The following is a 24,311-nucleotide window of genomic DNA, read 5'->3' as shown; positions in this document are numbered from 1 at the left end:
GGCCTTGCGTCGCGATGGGCTGCGCAGCAGCCCCAACCATCATCAGGTCATCTGAATGATGGTCTGCATGATGGTGCTTTCGGTGGAAATGGTCTTGGCGTTGGCCTGGTAGTTGCTCTGCGCCTTGATCAGGTTGACCAGTTCGCCGGTCAGGTCGACGTTGGAGTCTTCCAGCGCACCACCGGAAATCTGGCCGAGGGTACCGGTGTCCGGGGCGCCAACCACTGGCACGCCCGAGGCGTAGGATTCTTTCCAGTTGGTGCCACCAATCGGCGTCAGGCCCTGCATGTTGGCGAAGCTCGCTACCGCCACCTGGCCAATCACCTTGTCCTTGCCGTTGGTGAAGCTGGCAAACAGGTAGCCGCTCTGGTCAATGCTCAGCCCGGACAGCTCACCGGTGGCGTAGCCATCCTGGGTCTTGGCAACTTCTGCGGACGACGCGTTGTATTGGGTAGCCCCCAGCATGTCCAGCTTCACACCGTCGGCATTGGCGATGGCACCATTGGCCGACCACTCGCCAGCGGCATTTTTCTGCGCCGGGATCCAGCTGTCGAGCCTGAAGATCTTGTCTTCGCCAATGGTCAGGCCGCCGGTGACCGCACCCGCAACCATTGCATCCTTGTCCAGCGTACCATCGGACTTGAACGGCACCGCGTTGACCAACGGCGTGGTCGAGGCCGGGTCAGCCGGGTTTCGGCCATCGATGGTGGTGTGCATCGACCAGGTGTTGGTGGTGTCGTCCTTGATGAAGTACTGGTTCATCTGGTGTTCGTTGCCCTGGCTGTCGAAAACCGGGGTGTTGAACGTGAAGTTGTAGGAACTGGCGTTGGTAGGGTCGAACGGCGTTACCGACGGGGCGGTTGCACCCGAGTTGAGGTTGATCTTCTCGGTGATCAGGCTGGTCGGCTTCGGCGTCAGGTTAGACGTATCGATCTGCAGGTTGGTCAGTATGCCCTGGATGACCTTGCCATCTTCACCCACCGCATAACCCTGCAGGTTGGCACCCCCGGCATTCACCACATAACCTGCCTTGTCGCTGTAGAACGCGCCAGCACGGGTGTAGATCTTCGAGCCGTTATCGTTCAGGGCGAAGAAGCCATTGCCATCGATGGCCATGTCCAGCGCCTGGCCGGTCGAATTGATGTTGCCTGGCGTGAACAGCTGGGAAACCGCAGCGGTCTTTACCCCGGTGCCGATCACTGTCTTGCCGGCGCTGGTGCCACGGATGGAGTTGGAATACTGGTCAGCGAACTCGGCACGCGACGACTTGAAACCGGTGGTGGCAACGTTGGCAATGTTGTTGCCGGTAACGTTCAGGGCCTTGTTTGCTGCATAGAGGCCGCTAAGGCCGATATTGAAAGACATGTGTAACTCCTGTCGTTTTGCTCAGGCCCTAGATGCCGATGCTTTGGATTTTGGAAAGCGCAACACTGCCCAGCCCGGCCAGGTTGAGCGTCATCTCCGAACCGTTGGTGCCCATGGTCACACTGGTAACCGAGGCCGGCAGGTTGGTGGTCATGGCCGTGGCCGTGCCATCGATCGAGGCGGTTGCCTTGAAGGTGTAGGTGCCAGCGGCCGCGACCTCACCGTCATCGTCCAGGCCATCCCAGGTGAAATCGATGCTGCCGGCCTTCTGGGTACCCAGCTCGATGGTGCGTACCAGCTTGTCGTCCTTGTCGTAGATGCCTACCGAAGTAGAGGTACTGGACGACGTCAGGTTGACCGAGCCCTTCATGTCCTTGCTGGTGTCGACCACGGCCTTGTCGGTCTGCACAATCACATTGCGCCCGACCAGCGACGAGGCCTGCAGGGCTTGGGAAGACTGCAGCCCGGCCGCGATATAGGTCACCGCGTCATTCAGCGACTGCATGCTTTCGAGGCTGCTGAACTGCGCCAGCTGGGCGACGAATTCGCCGTTTTCCTGCGGGTCGAGCGGGTTCTGGTTCTGCATCTGGGTAACCAGCAACTGCAGGAACGCATCCTTGCCCAGCGCGCTGCCGGCGGCACCGGTGCTGTCGCTGTTCTTGCTCTGCTGTTTTTGCAGCGAAGTCAGGTAGGCGCTACCGACGTCGGTGGTGGAATTGGTAGTGGTCATGTCGGCTTCCTATCACTGCCCCAGGGTCAGGACTTTCTGCATCATGCTCTTGGCCGTGTTCATCAGCTCGGCGTTGGTCTGGAACGCGCGGCTGGCAGAGATCATGTCAGCCATTTCCTCGACCACGTTGACGTTCGGGTAGTAAACGTAGCCGTCCTTGTTCGCCGCCGGGTGGTTCGGCTCGTAACGCGCTTCCAGAGTGCTCTGGTCCTCGACGATGCCTTTTACCTGCACGCCCTGCCCTGCTTCGCCCTGGTCTTCGAACAGCGACTGGCTGCTGCCGGCCTGCGCGTCCTGGAAGGTGGTGGCGAACACCGGGTGGCGGGCGCGGTAGGTCTGGTCGATGCTCGAAGACACCGTCTCGGCGTTGGCAATGTTGGAGGCGACGGTGTTCAGGCGCGTGTTCTGCGCGCTCATGCCGCTACCGGCAATATTGAAGACACTGGAAAGGGACATGGTCATTCTCCCCGCAGGGCGGAAACCAGCCCTTTGAATTTACTGTTGAGCAAGGTGAAGCTGGCCTGGAAGCCAATGGCGTTTTCGGTGTAGTTCGATTGCTCGATCTGCGCGTCGACGGTGTTCTGGTCGATCGACGGCTGCAGCGGCGTGCGGTACTTGAGCGTGTCGTCAGCGGCGATGGCCAGGCCTTCGGCTTCGATGTGCCGGCTGTTGGTACGGTCCATGGCGAAGCGGCCGCTTTGCTGCTTGCCGGTCTCGGCGGCCAGCACCGAAGAAAAGTCCATGTCGCGCGCCTTGTAGTTGGGCGTGTCGGCGTTGGCGATGTTGTTGGCCAGCACTTCGGCGCGCTGGGCGCGGAAGCCCAGGGCCTTTTCGTGAATGCCAAGCGCCTTGTCGAAGCTGATGCTCATGTCGGGGAAACCTTCAGAGGTTGACCGGAATTTCGTTGAGCAAGGATTAGCAAGGGCTGTGCCAACCCTGGCAAGTGCAACAAAACCGGGCCTTCATGCACCGACCGCACGGGCGTGCTGCCAGAAAAGCGGCAAAGGTTTACCTCAAAGGCGGCACAAAGCGGCAATAGTCAGTCGATCAACGTGGCAACCCAAAAAATTGACGACATATCCAGCAACACAGCAGCACGATGGCATTCGACAAAATATTTCAAGGCCCCCTTAAAGTATCAAAAGGCCATGCCGATGCAATTTGCAGGCAAAGCGCTCGTTGTCTCGCATCGTGGTGACGCGAGAGAGTCTGGATGCCGCCCTCCTAACCTGGATTACTATCTATGACTTCAATCGTCACGGCGATGTCGACGGCACAAGTTGCCGCTCTGTCAACTAAACAAATTTCGGCGCTGGGTACATCCGATATCGCAGCCCTGAGCTCCGCTCAGGCCGGCGTACTGTCTACCGCGCAGATTGCAGCACTGTCGACTTCCGATGTCGTTTCGCTGAGCACGGCAGCGATTGCAGCCTTCAACGCATCGCAGCTGGCGGCGCTGGGCAAAGATGACGTTGCAGTACTTGCCACCGCACAAGTAGCAGCCCTGTCGTCGACGCAAGTGGCAGCGTTCTCTACCACTCAGATCGCCGCCATGACCGCTAACCAGGTTGGCGCACTGGCTGGCAACATGAGCACCGCACAGATCGGCGTACTGTCGACCAAACAGGTCGCTGGGGTGTCGACCACCACGATGGCGGCGCTGAGCGCCACCCAGATGGCCGCATTCACCACCAAAGACATCGCTGCCCTGACGACTACCCAGCTGGGCGCTGTAACTACAACCGCCCTCGCCGCCCTGTCCACGGCCCAGGTCACGGCAATGACCACCGCCCAGATCGGCGCCCTGGCTGCCAAGCTGTCAACCACCCAGATCGGCGCTTTGACTACTGGGCAGACTGCAGGCCTGACGACCACAGTCATTGGCTCGCTCAGCACAGGCCAGCTTCAGGCAATCTCCACCAAAGACATCGTGGCGTTGTCGACATCGCAGGTAGCCGGCCTGTCGACCACCGTGCTGAGTAACTTGACTACGCCGCAGTTGAAGGCGATCGAGGCGAAAGACCTCGCCGCCATGTCGACCACTCAACTGGGGTCGCTCAGCACATCTCAAGTCAACACCCTGACTACCGCTCAAATGGCCGCCTTGAGCAGCACCCAGGTAGGTAGCCTGGGGACCAAGCTCAGCACCGGGCAGATCAGCCTGCTGTCGACCAAGCAAGTCGTGGGCATGACCACCACCACGATCGCCGCCCTGGACAACGCTCAGCTGGCAGCGATTTCGACCAAGGACATTGCCGCCTTGTCGACGACCCAGCTCGGTGCGGTGGCAACAGCCAGCCTCGCCACCTTGTCGACGGCGCAGGTCACGGCAATGACCACCGCGCAGGTCGGCGCTCTGGCCGGCAAGATGTCGACTACCCAGATTGGCGCCCTGACAGCCGCACAAACCGCAGGTTTGTCCACCACCGTCATTGGTTCGCTGACTTCGGGCCAACTGCAGGCGATCTCCACCAAGGATATCGCTGCACTGTCGACATCGCAGGTCGCCGGGTTATCTACCACGGTATTGGGCAGCTTGACCACCGCGCAGCTGACGGCGATCGAGACTAAAGACATTGCCGCGATGTCCACCACCCAACTGGGCGCACTGACAACGTCTCAAGTGGGCAGCCTGAGCAAAGCCCAGATTGCCGCACTGAGCAGCACCCAGGTTGACAGCGTGGGCGCCAAGCTTGGCACAGCCCAGATCAATGCCTTGTCGACCAAGCAAATCGCTGGGGTTTCCACAACCACGATGGCTGCTCTGAGCCCCGCTCAGCTTGCCGCCATTTCGACCGCCGACATCGCGGTCCTGACCACAACTCAGCTGGGCTCGGTGACCACGACTGACCTCGCAGCCCTGTCGACAACCCAGATCAGCGCAATGACCACCACCCAGGTCGGCGCCTTGGCTGCGAAGATGTCGACCGCCCAGATCGGCGCGTTGACAACGGCACAGACAGCGGCACTGTCGACCACTGTCATTGCCTCGCTGGCCACAGGCCAGCTCCAGGCGATCAGCACCAAGGACATCGCCGCGCTGTCGACATCGCAAGTCGCCGGCCTGTCGACCACCGTGCTGGGCAACCTGACTTCGGCGCAGTTGACGGCCATCGAGACCAAAGACATTGCGGCAATGTCCACCACTCAGCTGGGCGCGCTGACAACGCTTCAGGTCGGTAGCCTGGGAACCGCCCAGATTGCTGCCTTGAGCAGTGCCCAAGTCGGTAGCCTGGGTGCCAACCTCAGCACCCTGCAGATCGGCTCGCTGTCGACCAAGCAAATTGCGGGTGTTTCCACCACCACAATGGCCGCACTGAGTACCGGCCAGGTAGCAGCGATCACCACCAAGGATATCGCCGCGCTGTCGACCACCCAACTGGCAAGTCTGACGACTGCCGCCGTGGCCGGGTTGTCGACTGCCCAGATTGGTGCCTTGTCGACCGCCCAGGTGGGCACACTACAAGCCAACCTCTCGACCGCGCAGATCGCCGCCTTGTCGACCCGCCAGGTCACTGGCCTGAACACTGCCAGCCTGACCACTGCGCAACTGCAAGCGATCGAGACCAAAGACCTGGTCTCGCTGGCTACGTCGCAGCTGACGGCGCTGAGCACAGGTCAGGTCGGTAACCTGACTACCTCGCAGGTGGCGGCACTGAAATATGCCCAGGTCAATGCGCTGGTCTCAAGCTTTACCACCAGCCAGATTGGCTCGCTGACCACCGCGCAAGCGGCAGGCCTGAGCACTTCCGCCCTCAATAGCCTGAGCACTACCCAACTGCAGTCCATCACCACCAAGGACATCGCCGCACTGACCACCAGCCAGGTAGCCGGGCTGTCGACGACCGCACTGGCAGCCCTGAGCACCACCCAGGTCGGGGCGATGGAGGCGGTAGACGTTGCTGCATTGACGACTACCCAGACAGGTGCGATGAGCAGCGCCCAGGTCACCAGCCTGACCACCAAACAGGTCGCTGCCTTGAAGTACGCGCAGGTCAGCACGCTGGCCAACAACCTGTCCACAGGCCAGATCGGCTTGTTGAGCACCGCGCAAATCTCGGGCATCAGCACTACCGTGCTGGCCGGCCTGACCACCACTCAAGTCGCCGCGATCACGACCAAGGATATCGCCGCCTTGACGACTGCCCAGGTGAGCTCGCTCACCACTGCGCAGATCGCCACGCTGTCGACCTCCCAGATCAACGCACTGTCGCACACCCAGGTCGGTTCCATGACCACTGCGCAAATCGGCCAGCTTTCCACTACCCAGATTCCTTATCTGAACGTGTAAGGCAGGCTCGCTACAGCTGATCCATCATCGGCCCTGACCCGTACCGTATCACCGCTACGGGGCAAGGCCGGTGATGATGATCAACCTGGCAAACCCAGGCTTTGGGCGGTCACCTGCCCAATCCTTGCGCTCATCCCTTGCCTGTGGACGACTTCCGCCATGCCCCCTAGGATGTGCCGTTCGGGTACCTGCAACTGCGCAGTCCCACCCGTTTTCTTTTCAAGCCCAGGCACCTATGCGTGTCTCCGTCGCGATTTTGCGATCTTTTTTTGAAAACCTATCTCTATGACCATTCAGGAAGGGCGCCTTGAGGCGCTACTCGCTCAGATCAATGGCGGCCAGGCTTGCGAGGCCCTGCCTGAACTAGAGCTGCTACTTGCGCAGCTACCGGACAACCCCGCCCTGCTTGGCATGAAAGCCGAGGCCCTGCGCCTTGCCGGGCGCCATGCCGAGGCTGTCGAAGCATTTCGGCTGGCCGCCGTAAAAGGTGCCGGCGCGCGCAACTGGCTCGCTGCCGGCGTGCTGCTGGCCGCCATGCGCACCACCGACGAAGCCTTGCAGTGCCTGCTCAAGGCCCATGAAGAAGCACCCGATAACGAGGAAGTGCTCGACGCGCTGGTGACCACCTGTTTCAACGCCAACCGCCAGCACGAGGCTATCGGCTTTGCCCGCCTGCAACTGTCGCTCAGCCAGAACCCCCGGCTGCTGACCCATGCGGCGCTGCTGCTGCAAAGCAATGACTGCTATGAAGAGTCATCCAATGCCTTCAAGCAGATCCTGCAGCTGGCACCGGAAGATCCGGCAGTCATTGGCGCCGCCCTGGTACCTGCACGCTTTACCTGTGACTGGGACTGGATCGAAGCCCTGCAAGAGAAAATCGGCGCCTGGTACGACCAGGGGGCATTCGAGCTTGCGCAAGAATACCCTTTGACCCACCTCACCTGGTGCGTGGACGAAGCCCGCAACCTTGGCGTGACACAAGCCTACGTCAAGCGCATGGTGCCAACGGTTACCCCACTGGTACTACCTGCTACTGGCACCGCACAGGGCAGGCGCATCCGCGTCGGTTATGTGTCTTGCGACTTCCGCAACCACGCAACCATGCACCTGATGGCCGGCCTGCTCGAATGCCATGACCGGGAACGTTTCGAGATTTTTGCCTACGACTACAGCGCTTTCGATGTTTCAGACTATCGACAACGCTTCGTCGACGCCGTCGAGCACCACATCGCCATCGATGCCATGAGCGATCAACAGGCCGCCGAGCGCATTGCCGCCGATCGGCTGGACATCCTGTTCGACCTCAAGCTTTACACCGGTGGCGGTCGCCCCGGCATTCTCGCCTACCGCCCTGCAGCGCTTCAGGTCGCTTACCTGGGCTTCCCGGGCAGCGCAGCCAGCCGCGACATCGACTACATCGTTTCGGACCGCTTCGTCACCCCTGACAGCAGCACCGCGCATTACCCGGAAGCGTTCTGCCGCTTGCCGCATTCGTACCAGTGCAATGACCGCAAACGGGGCTCCGCCTGCGCGCCTACCACCCGCAATGCGAACGGGCTGCCGGACGACAAGGTGGTGTTCGCGGCCTTCAACCAGTCCTACAAGATCGACCGTAGCAGCTTTGCCGTGTGGCTCCGCGTGCTACAGGGCGTACCCGACAGTGTGCTCTGGCTGCTGGGGCAGTGCGAAGCCGCCATCTCCCACCTCAGCCGCCAGGCAGCGCTCGCGGGGGTCGATCCGCAACGGCTTATCTTCGCGCCCTTCGCCGCGCCGGAGCAGCATCTTGCCCGCCTGCAATTGGCCGACGCAGTGCTGGATACCTTGGTGTGCAATGGCCACACCACCACCTCGGACGCACTTTGGGCCGGCGTTCCAGTCATTACTGCGCGCGGCAGCCACTTCTGCTCACGGGTCAGCGAGAGCCTGCTCAATGCCATTGAATTGCCAGAGTTGGTGGGCGCCAACCAGGATGACATGGTGCGCATCTGCCAACGGATCGGCAGCGACGGCGACTACCGAAGGGCGCTACGCGACAAGGTTGCCGCCAATCGCTTGACGACACCGCTGTTCGATACCCTGCGCTTCACCCGCAATTTTGAAACAGCCATCGAATTGATGACGCAGCAGCATCGTAATGGGGTAAAGGGCGAGCACATCGATGTGCCGGACTGCGGCCCGCTGATGCCGCAAGAGAATTGGCAAGTGCGGCCGCACACCCGCCCGCAGCCTCTGCAACTGGCTTATACAGCCTGCCCGCTGTGCAATGGGGCAAGCACGACGCTGGGCTTCGCCAACTGCTCGGGCCATCCTCTCTGGCACGAACCGCTGCCTCAAGCCATTGAGTGGATGCAGTGCCCGGGGTGCGCACATGTGCATAGTCGCCACTACTGGACCGAAGCAGGCCTGGCCGAGGTGTTTCGCAACGCCAACCCGGGCCAGCTTGCCCGGCACGCCGACAACCATGACAACAAGCGCGCACTCTGGGCGCCAGTGGTGGATAAAGTCATGGGATTGCTGGGTGGCTATCAAGCCACCTTCAATCGCGCCTGCCAGCCTTCATGGCTTGATGTGGGCTGTGGGGACGGCTCGCTGGTAATGACCGCCGGTGACTTCGGTTTCTCGACCACTGGGCTGGATGCACGCGCCGAAACTGTCAGCCGCCTGCAGCAGTTGGGCTTCAATGCAATCCAGCACGACTTCATGACATTGCAACTCGAGGTCTCACTCGACGCCCTGTCGATGATGGACCTGCTTGAGCACATACCCTATCCCATCAAGGCCCTGCAAAAAGCTGCACAACTACTTCGCCCCGGTGGCGTACTGGTTATCAGCCTGCCGGACCTGACTTCGTCGAGCTGGAAAATCATGGATGCGGAGAATGCCAACCCGTATTGGATGGAAATCGAGCATCATCATAATTTCAGCCGCGCACGGTTGCTTGCCCTGCTTAACGACAACGGTTTCAGTGTCGCCGATTTCGCCGTACCCAACCGCTACAAGGCCCAGATGGAGCTGTACGCAATACGCCGCTAGAACGGTGTGTGGCAAGGCTCGGCAGCCACTGGCGTGCACGAGCCTTGCCAACCCCGCAGCGTTACTTGGCCTGGTAGATGATCCCCGGGCTGCACTGCACCATCTGGTAATGGTCCGGCAAGCCATTCAGCGCCTCCGAGGCACCAAGGAACAGGTAGCCACCTGGCTTCAAGGTGCTGTGAATGCGCAACAAAATGTCCTTCTTCACCTGCGCCGAGAAGTAGATGAGCACGTTGCGGCAGAACACGATGTCGAACTTGCCCAGGCTGGCATAGCTGTCGAGCAGGTTGAACGAACGGAACTCGACGCGGCTGCGAACCGCCGGCTTGACCGCCCAGCGCCCCGGCCCCTTGGGGTCGAAGTAGCGCTGCAGGCGCTCCTGCGACAACCCGCGGGCAATCGCCAGGCTGTCGTACTCACCGGTCTTGCAGTTGTTCAGCATGGTGCCGGACAGGTCGGTAGCAACAATCTGCGCGCCCATCTTCAACTGGCCGAGGTTGCTGCGCTCGAACTCGTCGATGGCCATCGAGATGGAGTACGGCTCCTGCCCCGACGAACAGGCCGCCGACCACATGCGCAGGCGCTGGCCGGGGTTGTTGCGGATGAACTCGGGAATCACCTTGTTTTTCAGCACTTCGAACGGGTAGGTATCGCGAAACCACAGGGTCTCGTTGGTGGTCATGGCATCGACCACCTGCTCGCGCAAGCCGCCGCGCGGTTGGGCCTGGATGCGCTGCACCAGCTCGCCCAGGCTCTTGATGCCCTGTTGTTCCATCAGCTTGTTGAGACGGCTGGAAACCAGGTACTGCTTATTCTCGCCCAGCAAGATGCCACAGGCTTTTTCCAGGAATACCCGGAACTGTTCGAAATCCAAATTACCCGTAGACACTACTGCCGCCTCTTTTCAATCACTGGTGCCGGGGGGGCTGCCCCCGGCCGCTTCAATGCGCTGCCTTGATCCGGTCGACTACCCGTTGGGCCAGGTCGTCCGGCTTGAACTTGGCCAGGAAGTCATCGGCGCCGACCTTCTTGACCATCGCCTGGTTGAACACCCCGGAAAGCGAAGTATGCAGGCAGATGTGCAATTTTTGCATGCGCGGGTCGCTGCGGATCTCTGCCGTTAGCGTATAGCCGTCCATTTCCGGCATTTCAATGTCCGAGATCATCATCAGGAACTCTTCTTCCGGCTTTTTGCCCTCGTCCACCAGCTGGCGCAGGTAGTTCAGGGCTTGGCGGCCGTCGTTGAGCGCCACTACCTCCACCCCCACGGTCTGCAGGCAACGGCTGACCTGCTTGCGCGCCACCGACGAATCGTCGACGGTCAGCACCCGCATCAGCACGGCCTTGTCCTGCACCTCGGCATCGATCACCCCGGCCGAGACCGACTCGGACGACGGCGACACTTCGGCCAGCACCTTTTCCACGTCGATGATCTCGACCATGCGCTTGTCCACCCGGGTGACCGCGGTCAGGTAGTGATCACGCCCAGTGCCCTTGGGTGGCGGATGGATCTCTTCCCAGTTCATGTTGACGATGCGCTCTACCGAGTGCACCAGGAAGCCCTGGGTCTTGGTGTTGTACTCGGTGATGATCACAAAGCTGTTGCGCGTTTCTTCCTGCAGGGGTCGCATCCCGGTGGCCATCGACAGGTCGAGGATAGGGATGGTAGCCCCGCGAATATTGGCAACGCCACGCACCACCGGGTGCGCCTTGGGCAGCAGGGTCAGCGCAGGGCATTGCAGCACTTCCCTGACCTTGAATACGTTGATGCCGTAAAGCTGCTCGCCGTTAAGGCGGAACAGCAGCAGTTCCAGGCGATTCTGCCCCACCAGCTGCGTGCGCTGGTTGACCGAATCCATAACACCCGCCATGCCAGACTCCTTTACATTTCAGCTTTTCGTTGCAACTCAACTAGCGAGTCGGCACGGGCTTTGCTTTTTTGAGCGCCATGTACACGAAAACGACATTTTCCCGACGATTGACGCACCTGCTGACGGGCTCGCTGGCCACGTTGTGCTTGCTGGTGCCCGGCGTTCGCACGGTAGCGGACGCGTTCACCTTGCCTGAACAGCTTATCGGTGTCACCCAAGGGTTTCTTGAATTCACCGTCGAAGATTACCTGGCCACCACCCAGACCGCTGGCCGTTACGAGATCCAGGTCAACCCGCTGGACCCGCGCCTGCGCATGCCGTTGTGCAGCCAGCAGCTGGACGCCACGCTGGAGAGCCCGTCCCAGCCGCTGGGCCGCGTGACCGTGCGGGTACGCTGCGACGGCAGCGCGCCGTGGACGGTATTTGTGCCAGCCACCGTGCGGCTGTTCCGCAACGTGGTGGTGGTGACCCGCCCGCTCAAGCGCGGCAACGAAGTGGGCGAAGGCGACGTGGCGCTGCGCGAGCGGGATGTCGGCACATTGGGCCAGGGCTTCCTCAGCGAACTGGACCAGGCGGTGGGCATGAAGATGCTGCGCCCCACGGTGATCGACCAGGTGCTTACCCCGCAGCACCTGGAGCAGGCCGAGGTGGTGCGCAAGGGCGACCACGTGGTGATCATCGCCCGCAGCGGCAGCCTGAGTGTGCGCATGCCTGGCGAGGCCCTGAGCAAGGGCGGCCTGAGCGAGCAGATAAGGGTACGCAACCTCAATTCCAAACGGGTGGTCAAGGCCAGGGTGACCGGCCCCGGCCAGGTCGAGGTGAGCATGTAGCCAGTTACCACATTGCGCTGGCAGTGAGGAACCGCTTTTCCTAAACTGTGTCAGAACCGGGTACGTGAGCTTGCTGACAGGCGGCTATGCATTTGTGCCTAAAGTTTCTATCGGGTTGGCCGAAAACAAGGCAAGCGTCCAAATACCCAGAGGTTTCTGATCATGGTCATCGACTTCAGTCGTTTGAATAACTCTCCGTCCGTCACGGGCGGCGTGCGCGGCAACACCGCGCCCGGCAGCGCCGAACAGCCGGCAGCCAGCCAGGAAGCGGCAAAAGGCACCAGCGCCAGCGGAGAAGCGGTACACCTCAGCCAGGAGGCCCAGCAGTTGCAAAAGATCAGCGACAAGCTGCGCGACGAGCCAGTTGTCAACAGCGCCCGTGTGGCCCAGTTGAAACAGGCGATCGCCGATGGCAGCTACCAGGTCGATGCCGGCCGGGTCGCCAGCAAACTGCTCGATTTCGAAGGCCAGCGCTGACCGTACGGCGCGCTGACTTCACGGACGCTAGAAAAGCCAAGAGTTAGCCATGCACGACACCACCTTGCTGCAACTGATCGAAGATGACATTGCCCCGATGCAGGAACTGCGCGACCTTCTGCACCAGGAAGCGATCGCCCTGCATGGCCGCGACATGCCGCTGCTGGAACAGATCCTGGCGCGCAAGCAGTCGCTGATCATCCTGATCGAGCAGCATGGCCAGCGCCGCAGCCAGTTGCTCGCCAGCCTGGGCCTGAGTGCCGACCGCAACGGGGTGCAGGCATTGGCCGCGCAATCGTCGCATGGCGAAGCGCTGCTGCAGCGGCTCGACATGCTGTCGCAGCTGATGGACGACTGCCAGCAGGTCAACCAGACCAACGGGCGGATCATCCAGGTGCAACAGCACGTCACCAACAACCAGATTCGCATCCTGCAGGGCGGCGATGCGCCGTCACTGTACGACAGCCGCGGCGGCACCTCGCTGCTGGCCAAGCCAAGGGCTCTCAGCCAAGTCTGATTTTTCTGTCAAGGCACGGAACATACTGGCAAAATGCCGTTAATTGCGTGTGTCGCTTTTGCCTGGAGAACGATAAGCCGTGTTCAATGAATCCGATGCACCGCAACCACCAAAGGTGCTGAGCACCCCTTTGGAGATTGCGGCCAACTTGCGGCAACTGCAGGAAAGCCACGACCCCCTGATCATCACCTTCCATGACCGTAGCCAGCGCTTCCAGAGCTACGTGGTGCATGTGGACCGTGACAGCAACACCCTGGCACTGGACGAGATGATCCCCCGCGACGGTGAGAAGTTCATCGAGAACGGCGAACACTTTCGCGTAGAAGGCTTCCACGATGGCGTGCGCATCGCCTGGGAATGCGACCACGAGCTGAAGATCAGCGAAGTCGACGGCCACCGCTGCTACCGTGGCGCCATGCCGCTGGAGATGACCTACCACCAGCGCCGCAACGCCTTCCGCGCCGCGCTGAAGTTGTCGCAACTGGTCGACGTCATCCTCGATGGCACCCACCTCAAGGGCAATGGCGCCCTGCGTGGCAAGCTGCTGGACATCTCCGCCACCGGCTGCAAACTGCGCTTTGACGGCAATGTCGAGGATCGCCTGCAGCTGGGCCAGGTTTACGAGCGCTTCAAGGCAGGCAACCCGCTGGGCCTGGTGGATACCATGGTCGAACTGCGTCACCTGCACTATGAAGAGCGCATCAACACGACCTTTGCCGGTGTGCGCTTCCATAACCTTACCGGGCAGGCACAGCGCAAGATCGAGAGCTTTGTGTACCAGCTGCAGCGTGAGGCGCGGCGGTTCGACAAAGACGACTATTGATCGTCGTCCTGTAAAACAGAAACGCCACCTGCTCGGGTGGCGTTTTTGTTTGTGTTTCTCCTGTACCGGCCTATTCGCGGGTAAACCCGCTCCTACATGGTGTTGCACAGATCTTGAAATCGGCGCCGTACCCTGTAGGAGCGGGTTTACCCGCGAATAGGCCGGTACAGGCTTACACCGACTTACTGGTCTCTTCCGGCTTGGGCGCCTGCTGTTCAGCCCCCTTCTCTTCCGCCTCGGTATCCTCCGCCGCCACCGGCGCCTGCATCACTTCCTGTACGGTCTGCTCATCCACCCGCGGGTCGAGCGCCGCCGACAACGGCGAACCGGCCGCCGGCATCGCCACGTGACCCAATGGCGCGTCCTGCACCTGGTGCAGGCCGGTAACCGCCTTCGGCCGGATGCGCCACACCAGCACCAGCGCAAAGAACACGAAGAAGGCATACAGCATCTGCGCGCCCAGCACCTTCATCAGCACACCCGCCGCCAGCGGCCCGATGCACGCGCCCACGCCATAGGTCACCAGCAGCATCGCCGTCAGCGACACCCGCCGCTCGCTTTCCACATGGTCATTGGAAAACGCCACCGCCAGCGGGTACAGGCAGAACTGCAACAGCGAAATCAGGAAGCCAATACCGAACAGCAACTCCAGCGGCACATTGGGCATTATCGCCAGCGGTGCTGCCGCCAACGCCAGGCCCACCGCCACGCTGCGAATCAATACCGCCCGGTCGTAACGGTCAGACAACCAGCCCAGCGGCCACTGCACCAGCAGGCCGGCAAAAATACAGCTACCCATGAACAAACCAATCTGCTCGGTGGTCATGCCCTGGCTGGAGGCATACAACGGTGCCAGGCCGTAGAACGAGCCGACGATCAGCCCGGAACCCAGTACCGTGCTGAGCGACTGCGGTACGCGCTTGATGAAGAACTTCGGCTCCATCGGCGCCGGGCGCAGCGGCGCCGGGTGAATGCGCCGGGTCATCGCCACCGGCACCAGGCACAGGGCAAAGCACATCGCCACCAGCATCAGCAGCTCCGGGCCAAGCGCGGGGTGCACGACCAGGATCAGCTGGCCAAGCACCAGCCCCAGGTACGAGGCAATCATGTAACCGCTGAACACCGCGCCGCGGTGCTTCACATCGGCCTGCTCGTTGAGCCAGCTCTCGATGACCATGTACTGGCACATCATGCCCAGGCCGACGATCATCCGCAGCCCGATCCACACCGGCAACCAGTTGGTCATGCCATGGCCGAGCACCGCCGCACAGACAATGCCGGCGCAGGTGGCATAGGCGCGTATGTGCCCGACCCGGCCAATCAGCCGGTGGCCGACTTTGCCGCCGACCGCCAGGCCAAAGTAGTTGGCCGCCATCAACGCACCCACCCACAGGCTGTCGACATGGTCGGCCGCCAGGCGCAGGGCCAGGTAGGTACTGAGCAGGCCCGAGCCGATCAACATCATCAGCGCGGCGAAATACAACGACTGAAACGGCTTCCATATATTTCGCATAGGTCCCGTGAAGCTCCCTTGGTCAGGTGGCGGGGTGCTAAGCAGCATAAGGGCAAAAACCACCCGGCGCAGGCCCCCTTCAGCGATTTGGCGCTGCGGGGACGCGTCCGGTGCAGGTCGTGTCGCGATCAGGCTTGTGCCGCCAGCACCCGGCGCTCCCACGGGGTGATCTCGTCAAAGAAATCGGTCAGCTCCAGGGTCTTGCTGGCGATGTAGCCTTCGATGAACTCGCTGCTGAACAGTTCACGCGCCAGTGCGCTGCGCTTGAGGCGCTCGAGGGCGGCATGCAGGGTGCACGGCAGGCTCAGGTGCTCCGGCACTTCGAACTCGCCCTGGATCGCCGGCGACGGCTGCAGGCGCTGCTCAATGCCGTGCAGCCCGGCGGCCAGGCTGGCGGCAATGGCCAGGTACGGGTTGGCGTCGGCGCCAGGCAGGCGGTTTTCCACCCGCCGCGCCACGGGTGCACTGGCGGGGATGCGCAGGCCGGCGGCGCGGTTGTCCTCCGACCAGCAGGCATTGTTCGGTGAGGCATAGGGGTGGCACAGGCGCTGATAGGAATTGACGTTGGGCGCGAACAACGCGGTGAAATCGGCCATGCACGCCTGCAGGCCGCCGATGAAGTGGTGGAAGGTGTCGGTTGGCAGGCCTTGCTCGTCGCTGAACACGTTACGCCCGCTGGCCACCTCCACCAGGCTTTGGTGAATGTGCATGGAACTGCCGGGTGTGCGCGCCAAGGGCTTGGCCATGCACACCACGGTCAGGCCATGCTTGAGCGCCACTTCCTTGAGCAGGTGCTTGAACAGGAAAGTCTGGTCGGCCAACAGCAGCGGGTCGCCGTGCAGCAGGTTGATCTCAAACTGGCTGACGCCCATTTCATGCATGAAGGTGTCACGCGGCAGGCCGAGCGCGGCCATGCACTGGTACACCTCCTTGAAGAACGGACGCAGGCCGTTGTTGGAGCTGACACTGAACGCCGAATGGCCCAGCTCGCGACGGCCGTCGCTGCCCAGCGGTGGCTGGAACGGCTGCTGCGGGTCGCTGTTGGGGGCAAACACGAAGAACTCCAGCTCGGTCGCCACCACGGGCGCCAGGCCCAGCGCGGCGTAGCGGGCGATTACCGCCTTGAGCTGGCCACGGGTGGAGAGTGCCGAGGGCCGGCCATCCAGTTCGTTGGCATCGCAAATAGCCAGGGCGCGGCCGTCATTGCTCCAGGGCAGGCGGTGGACCTGGCTGGGCTCGGCCACCAGCGCCAGGTCGCCATCGTCGCTGCCGTAGAACCTTGCCGGCGGGTAGCCGCCCATGATGCATTGCAGCAGCACACCCCGGGCCATCTGCAGGCGGCGGCCTTCAAGGAAGCCTTCGGCGGTCATCACCTTGCCGCGCGGGACGCCGTTGAGGTCGGGGGTGACGCATTCGATTTCATCGATGCCCTGGAGCTGAGCGGTGCTCATGACGCTTGTCCTTGTTGTTGTAGGCTGACAACAACATAGGCTGGGGGTGTTTAAAATTTCAAGCACCCTCTGTAGTGCCTGTGCCGGCCCTTTCGCGGGTGAACCCGCTCCTACAACGATCGCGCGATCCTTGTAGGAGCGGGTTCACCCGCGAAAGGGCCGGTACAGGAGACAACTATTCGCGCAAGGTCATGCCATTGGCCGGCAACGGCAAGGCAGTCTTGTAGCGCACCTGCTTGAGGGCAAAACTCGACCGTATATTGGCCACCCCCGGCAACCGCGTCAGGTAATCGAGAAACCGCTCCAGCGCCTGGATGCTCGGCAGCAACACCCGCAGCAGGTAATCCGGGTCGCCGGTCATCAGGTAACACTCCATTACCTCGGGCCGCTCGGCGATTTCTTCCTCGAAGCGGTGCAGCGACTGCTCCACCTGCTTTTCCAGGCTGACATGGATGAACACATTCACATCCAGCCCCAGCGCCTCGGGCGACAGCAAGGTCACTTGCTGGCGGATTACCCCCAGCTCTTCCATGGCCCGCACCCGGTTGAAACACGGTGTGGGCGACAGGTTTACCGAGCGTGCCAGCTCGGCGTTGGTGATGCGGGCGTTTTCCTGCAGGCTGTTGAGAATGCCGATATCGGTACGATCGAGTTTGCGCATGAGACAAAATCACCGGTTTTTTGTGTTTATGCGGAATGTTTATCTGGCCCGCTCGGCAAAGGCAATCAACTTGAGAGAAAAATTCTCCTGCCGGGCCACTAAGATGTAGGGGACGCTGACCTACCAGTCACGAGCCGGTATTCAGCGGCGGCCGCTTCAGAGCTCACAAAAACAAATACCCGAGCGAGCGTAAAAAGCATGAACGAGTACGCCCCCCTGCGTTTGCATGTGCCCGAGCCCACCGGCCGGCCAGGCTGCCAGACCGATTTCTCCTACCTGCGCCTGAACGACGCAGGTCAAGCCCGTAAACCCCCTGTCGATGTCGATGCTGCCGACACCGCCGACCTGTCCTACAGCCTGGTCCGCGTGCTCGATGAGCAAGGCAACGCGCAAGGCCCATGGGCCGAAGACATCGACCCGCAAATCCTCCGCCAGGGCATGCGCGCCATGCTCAAGACGCGCATTTTCGACAGCCGCATGGTGGTCGCCCAGCGCCAGAAGAAGATGTCCTTCTACATGCAGAGCCTGGGCGAAGAAGCCATCGGCAGCGGCCAGGCACTGGCGCTCAACCGCACCGACATGTGCTTCCCGACCTACCGCCAGCAAAGCATCCTGATGGCCCGCGACGTGTCGCTGGTCGAGATGATCTGCCAGTTGCTGTCCAACGAGCGCGACCCGCTCAAGGGCCGCCAGCTGCCGATCATGTACTCGGTGCGCGAGGCCGGCTTCTTCACCATCAGCGGCAACCTGGCGACCCAGTTTGTGCAGGCCGTCGGCTGGGCCATGGCTTCGGCCATCAAGGGCGATACCAAGATCGCTTCGGCGTGGATCGGCGACGGCGCCACCGCCGAATCGGACTTCCACACCGCCCTCACCTTTGCCCACGTGTACCGCGCCCCGGTGATCCTCAACGTGGTCAACAACCAGTGGGCGATCTCGACCTTCCAGGCCATTGCCGGTGGCGAGTCCACCACCTTCGCCGGCCGTGGCGTGGGTTGCGGCATTGCTTCGCTGCGGGTTGACGGCAACGACTTCGTCGCCGTGTACGCCGCTTCGCGCTGGGCCGCCGAACGCGCCCGCCGTGGCCTTGGCCCAAGCTTGATCGAGTGGGTCACCTACCGTGCCGGCCCGCACTCGACCTCCGACGACCCGTCCAAGTACCGCCCCGCCGATGACTGGAGCCACTTCCCGCTGGGCGACCCGATCGCCCGCCTGAAGCAGCACCTGATCAAGATCGGCCACTGGTCCGAGGAAGAACACCAGGCCACCACGGCCGAGTTCGAAGCCGCAGTGATTGCCGCGCAGAAGGAAGCCGAGCAGTACGGCACCTTGGCCAACGGTCACATCCCGAGCGCCGCCTCGATGTTCGAGGACGTGTACAAGGAAATGCCCGACCACCTGCGCCGTCAACGCCAGGAACTGGGGGTTTGAGATGAACGACCACAACAACAGCATCAACCCGGAAACCGCCATGGCCACCACCACCATGACCATGATCCAGGCCCTGCGCTCGGCCATGGATGTCATGCTTGAGCGCGACGACAATGTAGTGGTGTACGGCCAGGACGTCGGTTACTTCGGCGGCGTGTTCCGTTGCACCGAGGGCCTGCAGAACAAATACGGCAAGTCCCGTGTGTTCGACGCCCCGATCTCGGAAAGCGGCATCGTCGGCACGGCCGTGGGCATGGGTGCCTATGGCTTGCGCCCGGTGGTGGAAATCCAGTTCGCCGACTACTTCTACCCGGCCTCCGACCAGATCGTCTCGGAAATGGCCCGCCTGCGTTACCGTTCGGCCGGCGAGTTCATCGCCCCGCTGACCCTGCGCATGCCTTGCGGTGGCGGTATCTATGGTGGCCAGACCCACAGCCAGAGCCCGGAAGCAATGTTCACCCAGGTGTGCGGCCTGCGCACCGTCATGCCGTCCAACCCGTATGACGCCAAAGGCCTGCTGATTGCCTCGATCGAATGCGACGACCCGGTGATCTTCCTGGAACCCAAGCGCCTGTACAACGGCCCGTTCGACGGCCACCACGACCGCCCGGTGACGCCGTGGTCCAAGCACCCGCACAGCGCCGTGCCCGACGGCTACTACACCGTGCCGCTGGACAAGGCCGCCATTACCCGCCCCGGCAATGACGTGACCGTGCTGACCTACGGCACCACGGTATACGTGGCCCAGGTGGCCGCCGAAGAAACCGGCGTCGACGCCGAAGTGATCGACCTGCGCAGCCTGTGGCCGCTGGACCTGGACACCATCGTCGAGTCGGTGAAAAAGACCGGCCGCTGCGTCGTCGTGCATGAAGCCACCCGCACTTGCGGCTTCGGCGCCGAACTGGTGTCGCTGGTGCAAGAGCACTGCTTCCACCACCTGGAGGCGCCGATCGAGCGCGTCACCGGTTGGGACACGCCCTACCCTCACGCACAGGAATGGGCTTACTTCCCAGGGCCTTCGCGGGTAGGTGCGGCATTGAAAAAGGTCATGGAGGTCTGAATGGGCACGCACGTCATCAAGATGCCGGACATTGGCGAAGGCATCGCGCAGGTCGAGTTGGTGGAATGGTTCGTCAAGGTCGGTGACATGATCGCCGAGGACCAGGTAGTGGCCGACGTCATGACCGACAAGGCCACCGTGGAAATCCCTTCGCCGGTCAGCGGCAAGGTGCTGGCCCTGGGTGGCCAGCCTGGTGAAGTGATGGCGGTCGGCAGCGAGCTGATCCGTATCGAAGTGGAAGGCAGCGGCAACCATGTGGATGTGCCAACGGCCAAACCGGTCGAGGCCCCTGCTGCCCCGGTGGCGGCCCAGCCAGCGCCACAGCAACAGGTAAAACCTGCAGCGTACCAGGCACCTGCCAACCACGAGGCAGCCCCGGTCGTGCCGCGCCAGCCGGGCGACAAGCCACTGGCCTCGCCAGCGGTGCGCAAGCGCGCCCTGGATGCCGGCATCGAACTGCGTTACGTGCATGGCAGCGGCCCGGCCGGGCGCATCCTGCACGAAGACCTCGACGCTTTCATGAGCAAGCCGCAGAGTTCAGCCGGGCAAACGCCGAATGGCTATGCCAAGCGCACCGACAGCGAGCAGGTACCGGTGATCGGCCTGCGCCGCAAGATCGCCCAGCGCATGCAGGACGCCAAGCGCCGGGTCGCGCACTTCAGCTATGTGGAAGAAATCGACGTCACCGCCCTGGAAGCCCTGCGCCAGCAGTTGAACAGCAAGCACGGCGACAGCCGCGGCAAGCTGACCCTGCTGCCGTTCCTGGTGCGCGCCTTGGTCGTAGCCCTGCGCGACTTCCCGCAGATCAACGCCACCTATGACGACGAAGCCCAGGTCATCACCCGCCATGGCGCGGTGCATGTGGGCATCGCCACCCAGGGTGACAACGGCCTGATGGTACCTGTGCTGCGCCACGCCGAAGCGGGCAGCCTGTGGGCCAATGCCAGCGAGATTTCGCGCCTGGCCAACGCTGCGCGCACCAACAAGGCCAACCGCGAGGAGCTGTCGGGCTCGACCATTACCCTGACCAGCCTGGGCGCCCTGGGCGGCATCGTCAGCACGCCGGTGGTCAACACCCCGGAAGTGGCGATCGTCGGCGTCAACCGTATGGTTGAGCGGCCGGTGGTGATCGACGGCCAGATCGTCGTGCGCAAGATGATGAACCTGTCCAGCTCGTTCGACCACCGCGTGGTCGATGGCATGGACGCCGCACTGTTCATCCAGGCCGTGCGTGGCCTGCTTGAACAACCCGCCTGCCTGTTCGTGGAGTGAGCATGCAACAGACTATCCAGACTACCCTGTTGATCATCGGCGGCGGCCCTGGCGGCTACGTAGCAGCCATCCGCGCCGGGCAACTGGGCATTCCTACCGTGCTGGTGGAAGGCCAGGCACTGGGCGGTACCTGCCTGAACATCGGCTGCATCCCGTCCAAGGCGTTGATCCACGTGGCCGAGCAGTTCCACCAGGCCTCGCGCTTTACCGAGCCATCGCCGCTGGGCATCAGCGTGGCATCACCACGCCTGGACATCGGCCAGAGCGTGGCCTGGAAGGACGGCATCGTCGACCGCCTGACCACCGGTGTAGCCGCCCTGCTGAAAAAGCACGGGGTGAAAGTAGTGCACGGCTGGGCCAAAGTGCTCGACGGCAAACAGGTCGAGGTCGATGGCCAGCGCATCCAGTGCGAGCACTTGTTGCTGGCTACCGGCTCCAACAGCGTCGAACTGCCGATGCTGCCGCTGGGCGGGCCGGTGATTTCCTCGACCGAAGCCCTGGCGCCGAAAGCCCTGCCGCAACACCTGGTGGTGGTGGGCGGTGGCTATATTGGCCTGGAACTGGGCATCGCTTACCGCAAGCTGGGCGCACAGGTCAGCGTGGTGGAGGCGCGCGAGCGCATCCTGCCCACCTACGACAGCGAATTGACCGCCCCGGTGGCCGAGTCGCTGAAAAAGCTGGGCATCGCCCTGCACCTGGGCCACAGCGTCGAGGGTTACGAAAATGGCTGCCTGCTGGCCAACGACGGCAAGGGCGGGCAGCTGCGCCTGGAAGCGGACCAGGTGCTGGTCGCCGTGGGCCGCCGCCCGCGCACCCAGGGCTTCAACCTGGAATGCCTGGACCTGAAGATGAACGGCGCCGCCATTGCCATCGACGAACGCTGCCAGACCAGCATGCGCAACGTCTGGGCCATCGGCGACGTGGCCGGCGAACCGATGCTGGCGCACCGGGCCATGGCCCAGGGCGAAATGGTGGCCGAGATCATCGCCGGCAAGGCACGCCGTTTCGAGCCGGCTGCAATTGCCGCCGTGTGCTTCACCGACCCGGAAGTGGTGGTGGTCGGCAAGACCCCGGAGCAAGCCAGCCAGCAAGGCCTGGACTGCATCGTCGCGCAGTTCCCGTTCGCCGCCAACGGCCGGGCCATGAGCCTGGAAGCGAAAAGCGGTTTCGTGCGCGTGGTGGCGCGGCGTGACAACCACTTGATCGTGGGTTGGCAGGCGGTTGGCGTGGCGGTTTCCGAGCTGTCCACGGCGTTTGCCCAATCGCTGGAAATGGGCGCGTGCCTGGAAGATGTGGCCGGTACCATCCATGCCCACCCGACGCTGGGTGAGGCGGTACAGGAAGCGGCACTGCGCGCCCTGGGCCACGCCCTGCATATCTGATCTGACACTGAAGCGGCTGAGGCCGATTTGGCCCGCTGCGCCGTGAGGCGCCGCGGGTCTTTTTTTATTCAGGTCATATGAAAAACCAGAAAGCAGCGCGGTCTCTGTGGGTGCGGGCACGCCCGCTCCCACAGAGACCGCGTACTACTCGGCTATGGTGTTCTTGCCAGCACCTTTGGCCCGGTACAGCGCCTGGTCAGCCCGCCCCAACAGCGCATGCTGGTCATCCCCTTCCTGCCACTGCACCACGCCATAGCTCATGGTCAGCCGGCAATCGCCCACCGGCGCCACTTGTTCCATCACGCGCTGCAAGCGCGCCGCCACATCCAGTGCCTCACCCAGCGTGGTCTGCGGCAGCACAATGACAAACTCGTCCCCACCCCAGCGCGCCAGCAGGTCCAGCTCGCGCAGGCAGGTGCGCAGGTTTTCGGCCACCCGCACCAGCGCCGCATCGCCACGCGCATGGCCGTAGCGGTCGTTGATCGGCTTGAAATCGTCCATGTCCATGGCGATCAGCGACAACGGCTGGCGAAAGCGTTGAGCGCGCTCGCACTCCAGTTGCAGCGCCTTCTCCAGCCGATAGCGGTTGGCAATGCGTGTCAAGGCATCGCGTTCGGCCAACTCGCGGTTTTCGTCCAGTTGCCGCTGCAACTGCTGGTTGACCCAGGACAGCTCGCGGGTGCGTTCGGCCACCTGGCCTTCCAGCGACTGGTTCTTCTGCTCCAACTGCGCCACCAGGCGCTTGCCGGCGTCGATATTGCGGTGGGCGCCCAGCATGCGCGCCACCGAGCCGTTCTCGTTGCGGGCAATGATGTAGCCGCGGTCCTCGATCCACAGGTAGCTGCCATCCTGGCAACGGCAACGGTATTCGACGAGGTAGTGCTCGTTGCGCTGGTTGATGTACGCCTCGAAATGCGCCATTACCCGCGGATAGTCCTCTGGGTGGATCACGCTTTCCCAGGTGAGTACCGAGTTGGCCATGGAGTGGCTGGGGTAGCCGAGCATGGCGTACCAGCCGGGGTTGCGATAGACGTAGCCGGTGTTGGCATTCCAGTCCCAGATGCCATCGCTGATCAATTCGAACAAGGTGTGCAACTGCTGTTCACTGAAGCCGGCTGGGGCCGGCCTGGTTTCCTGACTCATGGACACTCTCCCTGATGCCCGGCAACTGCGCTCCGTCTAGGGGCTGCCGACAGTGGTGGTAATTGCCGCAGGTGGCAAGGTCATGCCTCTGAGGGGCTAGCATATGCCCAGCGTGGCACGACCGGAATAGCGCCAGTACCCAGAGTGTTCAATTCTTTGAATGCGTCTGGGCTGGAAGGTGCTTGCCACAGCATTTTCTGCGCCTGTGAGATCGAGCGCCGCCCGCGCGGCGCTTCGCGGGACAAGCCCGCTCCCACTGTCTGTTTCGGGCCAGTCCATCCTGTGAGGTCACCGCTGTCCGCCTTGTTTGTTCCCTTCGATATCGAAGGGGACGCAGTTTCTCTTCATCGATCTCCAGCCATGCACCAAGGCTGCAACCCACCTGGCACAGGAGTCATTGGCCCGAAACAGACAGTGGGAGCGGGCTTGCCCCGCGAAGCGCCGCGCGGGCGGCGCTCGAT

20 protein-coding genes are annotated in these 24,311 nt (G+C 62.5%); 10 read left to right on the top strand and 10 right to left on the bottom strand.

Annotation, left to right across the window (positions count from 1 at the left end; genetic code table 11):
- Positions 1 to 42 precede the first annotated feature (42 nt).
- The 4 genes from flgE to flgB are packed head-to-tail and all read right to left on the bottom strand — an operon-like array spanning position 43 to position 2,964.
- The gene (gene flgE, locus ACIP1G_RS28225; protein ID WP_400743037.1) at positions 43 to 1,365 is read right to left on the bottom strand and encodes a flagellar hook protein FlgE; all 1,323 of its coding nucleotides are present in this window, start codon (positions 1,363 to 1,365) and stop codon (positions 43 to 45) included.
- Between the two features lie 28 nt (positions 1,366 to 1,393).
- A complete protein-coding gene (flgD, locus tag ACIP1G_RS28220) occupies positions 1,394 to 2,095 on the bottom strand; it encodes a flagellar hook assembly protein FlgD (RefSeq protein WP_400743034.1) in 702 nt (233 codons plus the stop codon).
- 12 nt (positions 2,096 to 2,107) lie between these two features.
- Positions 2,108 to 2,551, bottom strand: coding sequence for a flagellar basal body rod protein FlgC (gene flgC, locus ACIP1G_RS28215; RefSeq protein ID WP_024087485.1), 444 nt, complete (start codon positions 2,549 to 2,551; stop codon positions 2,108 to 2,110).
- Positions 2,552 to 2,553: 2 nt separating this feature from the next.
- Entirely contained in the window at positions 2,554 to 2,964 is a 411-nt protein-coding gene (gene flgB / locus ACIP1G_RS28210; protein ID WP_400743031.1) for a flagellar basal body rod protein FlgB, read from the bottom strand.
- A 374-nt stretch (positions 2,965 to 3,338) separates the two neighbouring features.
- On the opposite strand from flgB, the gene ACIP1G_RS28205 reads away from it, so the two are divergent.
- Positions 3,339 to 6,386 (top strand): beta strand repeat-containing protein, encoded by a 3,048-nt coding sequence (locus ACIP1G_RS28205; RefSeq protein WP_400743030.1) that lies wholly within the window; start codon positions 3,339 to 3,341, stop codon positions 6,384 to 6,386.
- 285 nt (positions 6,387 to 6,671) lie between these two features.
- Positions 6,672 to 9,419, top strand: a complete 2,748-nt coding sequence (locus ACIP1G_RS28200; RefSeq protein WP_400743027.1) for a methyltransferase domain-containing protein — start codon at positions 6,672 to 6,674, stop codon at positions 9,417 to 9,419.
- A gap of 61 nt (positions 9,420 to 9,480) precedes the next feature.
- On the opposite strand, the gene cheR is transcribed toward ACIP1G_RS28200, so the two are convergent.
- Together cheR and ACIP1G_RS28190 are read right to left on the bottom strand one after the other, a co-directional pair.
- Positions 9,481 to 10,308: a protein-glutamate O-methyltransferase CheR gene (gene cheR / locus ACIP1G_RS28195; protein ID WP_400743025.1), complete on the bottom strand. Its 828-nt coding sequence runs from the start codon at positions 10,306 to 10,308 to the stop codon at positions 9,481 to 9,483.
- A 52-nt stretch (positions 10,309 to 10,360) separates the two neighbouring features.
- Positions 10,361 to 11,290: a chemotaxis protein CheV gene (locus ACIP1G_RS28190; RefSeq protein WP_400743022.1), complete on the bottom strand. Its 930-nt coding sequence runs from the start codon at positions 11,288 to 11,290 to the stop codon at positions 10,361 to 10,363.
- A gap of 77 nt (positions 11,291 to 11,367) precedes the next feature.
- Between ACIP1G_RS28190 and flgA the strand changes: the two genes are divergently transcribed.
- The 4 genes from flgA to ACIP1G_RS28170 all read left to right on the top strand — a co-directional run bounded on the left by flgA (position 11,368) and on the right by ACIP1G_RS28170 (position 13,937).
- Positions 11,368 to 12,120 (top strand): flagellar basal body P-ring formation chaperone FlgA, encoded by a 753-nt coding sequence (flgA, locus tag ACIP1G_RS28185; protein ID WP_400743019.1) that lies wholly within the window; start codon positions 11,368 to 11,370, stop codon positions 12,118 to 12,120.
- A gap of 162 nt (positions 12,121 to 12,282) precedes the next feature.
- Positions 12,283 to 12,597 (top strand): flagellar biosynthesis anti-sigma factor FlgM, encoded by a 315-nt coding sequence (gene flgM / locus ACIP1G_RS28180; RefSeq protein ID WP_400743017.1) that lies wholly within the window; start codon positions 12,283 to 12,285, stop codon positions 12,595 to 12,597.
- A gap of 49 nt (positions 12,598 to 12,646) precedes the next feature.
- A complete protein-coding gene (locus tag ACIP1G_RS28175) occupies positions 12,647 to 13,114 on the top strand; it encodes a flagella synthesis protein FlgN (RefSeq protein ID WP_400743014.1) in 468 nt (155 codons plus the stop codon).
- Positions 13,115 to 13,193: 79 nt separating this feature from the next.
- The gene (locus ACIP1G_RS28170; protein ID WP_400743011.1) at positions 13,194 to 13,937 is read left to right on the top strand and encodes a flagellar brake protein; all 744 of its coding nucleotides are present in this window, start codon (positions 13,194 to 13,196) and stop codon (positions 13,935 to 13,937) included.
- A 172-nt stretch (positions 13,938 to 14,109) separates the two neighbouring features.
- On the opposite strand, the gene ACIP1G_RS28165 is transcribed toward ACIP1G_RS28170, so the two are convergent.
- The 3 genes from ACIP1G_RS28165 to bkdR all read right to left on the bottom strand — a co-directional run bounded on the left by ACIP1G_RS28165 (position 14,110) and on the right by bkdR (position 17,562).
- Positions 14,110 to 15,450 (bottom strand): MFS transporter, encoded by a 1,341-nt coding sequence (locus ACIP1G_RS28165; RefSeq protein WP_400743009.1) that lies wholly within the window; start codon positions 15,448 to 15,450, stop codon positions 14,110 to 14,112.
- Between the two features lie 128 nt (positions 15,451 to 15,578).
- Positions 15,579 to 16,820: a glutamine synthetase family protein gene (locus ACIP1G_RS28160; protein WP_400743079.1), complete on the bottom strand. Its 1,242-nt coding sequence runs from the start codon at positions 16,818 to 16,820 to the stop codon at positions 15,579 to 15,581.
- Between the two features lie 256 nt (positions 16,821 to 17,076).
- Entirely contained in the window at positions 17,077 to 17,562 is a 486-nt protein-coding gene (bkdR, locus tag ACIP1G_RS28155; RefSeq protein ID WP_012273540.1) for a Bkd operon transcriptional regulator BkdR, read from the bottom strand.
- Between the two features lie 198 nt (positions 17,563 to 17,760).
- Between bkdR and ACIP1G_RS28150 the strand changes: the two genes are divergently transcribed.
- The 4 genes from ACIP1G_RS28150 to lpdA are packed head-to-tail and all read left to right on the top strand — an operon-like array spanning position 17,761 to position 22,707.
- Complete coding sequence (locus tag ACIP1G_RS28150) at positions 17,761 to 18,993, top strand: 3-methyl-2-oxobutanoate dehydrogenase (2-methylpropanoyl-transferring) subunit alpha (protein ID WP_110743639.1); 1,233 nt, start codon at positions 17,761 to 17,763, stop codon at positions 18,991 to 18,993.
- A 1-nt stretch (position 18,994) separates the two neighbouring features.
- Positions 18,995 to 20,053 (top strand): alpha-ketoacid dehydrogenase subunit beta, encoded by a 1,059-nt coding sequence (locus ACIP1G_RS28145; RefSeq protein WP_346643156.1) that lies wholly within the window; start codon positions 18,995 to 18,997, stop codon positions 20,051 to 20,053.
- The gene (locus ACIP1G_RS28140) at positions 20,054 to 21,325 is read left to right on the top strand and encodes a dihydrolipoamide acetyltransferase family protein (protein ID WP_400743005.1); all 1,272 of its coding nucleotides are present in this window, start codon (positions 20,054 to 20,056) and stop codon (positions 21,323 to 21,325) included. It begins immediately after the preceding gene.
- Positions 21,326 to 21,327: 2 nt separating this feature from the next.
- Positions 21,328 to 22,707, top strand: a complete 1,380-nt coding sequence (gene lpdA, locus ACIP1G_RS28135) for a dihydrolipoyl dehydrogenase (RefSeq protein ID WP_400743003.1) — start codon at positions 21,328 to 21,330, stop codon at positions 22,705 to 22,707.
- Positions 22,708 to 22,851: 144 nt separating this feature from the next.
- Here lpdA and ACIP1G_RS28130 read toward each other — a convergent pair whose 3' ends face one another.
- Positions 22,852 to 23,850, bottom strand: coding sequence for a diguanylate cyclase domain-containing protein (locus ACIP1G_RS28130; RefSeq protein WP_400743000.1), 999 nt, complete (start codon positions 23,848 to 23,850; stop codon positions 22,852 to 22,854).
- Positions 23,851 to 24,311 lie beyond the last annotated feature (461 nt).

Origin of the sequence: Pseudomonas sp. NPDC089392 (genome assembly GCF_044749595.1) — a bacterium.
GTDB lineage: Bacteria > Pseudomonadota > Gammaproteobacteria > Pseudomonadales > Pseudomonadaceae > Aquipseudomonas.
This window is presented reverse-complemented; position numbering and strand designations above follow the sequence as displayed.

Coding starts and splice junctions, on each gene's coding strand:
- ACIP1G_RS28190 (WP_400743022.1), bottom strand. CDS start 11,290: ATGGCGGGTGTTATGGATTCGGTCAACCAGCGCACGCAGCTGGTGGGG.
- ACIP1G_RS28175 (WP_400743014.1), top strand. CDS start 12,647: ATGCACGACACCACCTTGCTGCAACTGATCGAAGATGACATTGCCCCG.
- ACIP1G_RS28140 (WP_400743005.1), top strand. CDS start 20,054: ATGGGCACGCACGTCATCAAGATGCCGGACATTGGCGAAGGCATCGCG.
- flgA (WP_400743019.1), top strand. CDS start 11,368: ATGTACACGAAAACGACATTTTCCCGACGATTGACGCACCTGCTGACG.
- ACIP1G_RS28160 (WP_400743079.1), bottom strand. CDS start 16,820: ATGACCGCCGAAGGCTTCCTTGAAGGCCGCCGCCTGCAGATGGCCCGG.
- flgB (WP_400743031.1), bottom strand. CDS start 2,964: ATGAGCATCAGCTTCGACAAGGCGCTTGGCATTCACGAAAAGGCCCTG.
- ACIP1G_RS28165 (WP_400743009.1), bottom strand. CDS start 15,450: ATGCGAAATATATGGAAGCCGTTTCAGTCGTTGTATTTCGCCGCGCTG.
- flgM (WP_400743017.1), top strand. CDS start 12,283: ATGGTCATCGACTTCAGTCGTTTGAATAACTCTCCGTCCGTCACGGGC.
- ACIP1G_RS28130 (WP_400743000.1), bottom strand. CDS start 23,850: ATGAGTCAGGAAACCAGGCCGGCCCCAGCCGGCTTCAGTGAACAGCAG.
- ACIP1G_RS28145 (WP_346643156.1), top strand. CDS start 18,995: ATGAACGACCACAACAACAGCATCAACCCGGAAACCGCCATGGCCACC.
- ACIP1G_RS28205 (WP_400743030.1), top strand. CDS start 3,339: ATGACTTCAATCGTCACGGCGATGTCGACGGCACAAGTTGCCGCTCTG.
- ACIP1G_RS28150 (WP_110743639.1), top strand. CDS start 17,761: ATGAACGAGTACGCCCCCCTGCGTTTGCATGTGCCCGAGCCCACCGGC.
- flgC (WP_024087485.1), bottom strand. CDS start 2,551: ATGTCCCTTTCCAGTGTCTTCAATATTGCCGGTAGCGGCATGAGCGCG.
- flgD (WP_400743034.1), bottom strand. CDS start 2,095: ATGACCACTACCAATTCCACCACCGACGTCGGTAGCGCCTACCTGACT.
- ACIP1G_RS28200 (WP_400743027.1), top strand. CDS start 6,672: ATGACCATTCAGGAAGGGCGCCTTGAGGCGCTACTCGCTCAGATCAAT.
- bkdR (WP_012273540.1), bottom strand. CDS start 17,562: ATGCGCAAACTCGATCGTACCGATATCGGCATTCTCAACAGCCTGCAG.
- lpdA (WP_400743003.1), top strand. CDS start 21,328: ATGCAACAGACTATCCAGACTACCCTGTTGATCATCGGCGGCGGCCCT.
- flgE (WP_400743037.1), bottom strand. CDS start 1,365: ATGTCTTTCAATATCGGCCTTAGCGGCCTCTATGCAGCAAACAAGGCC.